Source organism: Dietzia timorensis (genome assembly GCF_020742175.1).
GTDB lineage: Bacteria > Actinomycetota > Actinomycetes > Mycobacteriales > Mycobacteriaceae > Dietzia > Dietzia timorensis_A.
In genome coordinates, this window is the sequence record NZ_DYXM01000135.1 from 1 (window position 1) to 2,639 (window position 2,639).

The window sequence follows — 2,639 nt, forward strand, 5'->3', positions numbered from 1 at the left end:
CCCCGGAGACGATTGCTGCTCGGATCCGGTCGTACACCGTGTCTGTCAAGCACCTCGCCCCCTTCCTGGCCGTGTCTCGGGCATCGCGGCCGTTCGTCGTGCCACCTTCCCACGGTACCGGGGTTGCGCATGACCGCTCGCTCGCGCCACGGGCAGAGCACCGCATACATATGTATACAATGGACCTGAGGGTGACCTCAGGGGCATCCGACAATGACGGCCGACGTGCGGCCACGGGAAGGATCGAAGATGACGGATTCCAGCTATGACGTGATCGTGGTCGGCGGCGGTAACGCTGGCTTCGCCGCCGCGCATGCGGCAGCCGAGCGCGGGCGCCGCGTCGTTCTGGTTGAGCGCGGTCAGCGAGACATGTCCGGGGGCAACAGCTTCTACACGGCCGGCGCGACGCGGATCAACCATGGCGGATTCGACGACCTCAAAGACATCGTCGAGTCGGACGAGCGACACGATCGCACCGAGGTACCGCCGTACTCGTCGGAGGAGTATCTCGCAGACCTCGTCAAGGTGACCGACGGCAAGACCGATCGCGCCATGGCCGAGGTGCTCGTGCACGAGTCGCAGGACGCCGTGCGCTGGCTACATGGGCTCGGCCTCAAGTACCGCCTCATGTACGAGCGACAGGCCTACGACCGGCCCGACGGCACCTACCTGTTCTGGGGAGGTCTGCACATCGGCAACGTCGGCGGCGGCGAGGGTCTCATCGCCGACCACACCGCGGTCGCCGCGAAGCTCGGGACCGAGGTCCGCTACGGAGTCCGTGCGACGTCGCTGCTGGTCGAGGACGGACGCGTGGTGGGCGTCCGTGCCACCGACGAGACCAGTCAGGACGAGCTGGAACTACGCGCCGAGAGCGTCATCCTCGCCGCGGGCGGCTTCGAAGCGAGTCCGGAGCTGCGCGAGAAGCACCTCGGTTCGGGATGGTCGAACGCGAAGGTTCGCGGCACGCCCTACAACCTGGGCGACATGATCTCAGCGGCGCTCGCCGTTGGCGCGGCGGAGGGCGGCGACTGGTCGACGTGCCACTCGGTGCAGTGGGATGCCGGCGCCGAGAACAACGAGTCGAATCGCGAGCTCACCAACCGGCTCACGCGCCAGAGCTACCCGCTGGGCATGATCGTGAACCGGGAGGGCGAACGCTTCCTGGACGAGGGTGCGGACTTCCGCAACTACACGTACGCGAAGTACGGTCGCGAGATCCTCAAGCAGCCCGGATCCATTGCCTGGCAGATCTTCGACGCCTCGCTGCGACCGATGCTGCGTACCGAGGAGTACGACATGCCCGGCATCGGCGTGCACCAGGCGGACACCCTTGACGAGCTCGCAGACGCGATGGGCGTAGAGCGCGCCGCACTGGGGCGCACGGTGGACGCGTTCAATGCATCCATCGACCGCGACGTCACCTTCGACCCGACGGTGAAGGACCACCGTCGCGCGGACGTTGTCCCGCCGAAGTCGAACTGGGCGGCGCCCATCGAGACCGGTCCGTTCTACGCCTATCCCGTGACATGCGGTATCACCTTCACCTTCGGCGGTGTGAAGGGAGATCTCGACGGTCGGGTGCTCGACCAGCGCGGCGAACCGATCCCCGGACTGTTCGCGTGCGGCGAGATGCTCGGCGGACTCTTCTCGGGCAACTATCCGGGCGGCTCAGGGCTCGCGGCCGGCATGGTCTTCGGCCGTCGCGCGGGAACCGCAGCCTAATCGTCCCGGGGTAGGTTCGTACGAGACCGAGGAGGCCGAGATGGCGACGAGCGTGTACGACGAGATCCGCGAGGCCATCGTGGTCGGCGCCATCGTGCCGGGGCAGGTGCTGTCCGAGAACCAGCTGGCGACCGACTTCGGCACGTCACGCACCCCCGTGCGCGAGGCGCTGCACCGCCTCGAGATCGAGGACCTCGTCGAACGACTGCCGCGCGGGGTGCGCGTCCGCGAGACGAGCCCCGAGGAGATCATCGACATCTACGACGTGCGCATCACCCTCGAGGGTGCTGCCGCGCGGGCGGCGGCGGAGCGAGCCACCGAGCTCGACCGCCGACGCCTGCGCGTCGCGCAGGACGCGATGGTCGCCGCCGGGAGCGACCCGCGGCAGCGTGCGGAGACGAACCGGCACTTCCACGAGGCGATCTGGTCCGCCAGCCACAGCCCGACGCTCGTCGACCTGTTGCATCGATTGAACGTGCATCTCGTGCGCTACCCGACGACCACTCTCGAGGGGGACGACCGCTGGACCGCGGTGCTGTCGGAACACGAGGAGCTGCTCGAGGCGATCGAGTCGCGCGACGCACTGCGGGCGCGCCAGATTGCCGAAACGCATATGACCGCCGCGCGCGAGGTGCGGATGCAGATGTACGCCGAGCAGGGCGGGCGGCCGACGCGGTCCTGAGCCGACGGCGTCAGGCGGCGTTCTCGAGCCAGGCCGTGCCCTTGACACGGCGACCGAGGGTCCACCAGCGCATGGCCATGAGCACGCCGAAGAAGGCGAAGGCGACGAAGAACAGGCCCCAGGATCCGTGGGGGGCGGCCATCAGCACGATCAGCAGGTAGGCGATGAAGGGCACGAGGTTCACGAGGCCGGCGAGCGCGAGGTAGCGCGAGTCGTTGGCGCCCATGAGCACGCC

At 68.2% G+C, this 2,639-nt stretch carries 3 protein-coding genes; 2 read left to right on the top strand and 1 reads right to left on the bottom strand.

Features of this window, described 5'->3' with window-relative positions:
- The first annotated feature begins 249 nt into the window (after positions 1–249).
- Together tcuA and K8V11_RS07320 are read left to right on the top strand one after the other, a co-directional pair.
- Positions 250–1,722: an FAD-dependent tricarballylate dehydrogenase TcuA gene (tcuA, locus tag K8V11_RS07315; protein WP_303912130.1), complete on the top strand. Its 1,473-nt coding sequence runs from the start codon at positions 250–252 to the stop codon at positions 1,720–1,722.
- 40 nt (positions 1,723–1,762) lie between these two features.
- A complete protein-coding gene (locus K8V11_RS07320) occupies positions 1,763–2,404 on the top strand; it encodes a GntR family transcriptional regulator (RefSeq protein ID WP_188710764.1) in 642 nt (213 codons plus the stop codon).
- 10 nt (positions 2,405–2,414) lie between these two features.
- On the opposite strand, the gene K8V11_RS07325 is transcribed toward K8V11_RS07320, so the two are convergent.
- The coding region (locus K8V11_RS07325) for a hypothetical protein (RefSeq protein WP_303912136.1) at positions 2,415–2,639 on the bottom strand (225 nt) is incomplete at its 5' end.

Coding starts and splice junctions, on each gene's coding strand:
- tcuA (WP_303912130.1), top strand. CDS start 250: ATGACGGATTCCAGCTATGACGTGATCGTGGTCGGCGGCGGTAACGCT.
- K8V11_RS07320 (WP_188710764.1), top strand. CDS start 1,763: ATGGCGACGAGCGTGTACGACGAGATCCGCGAGGCCATCGTGGTCGGC.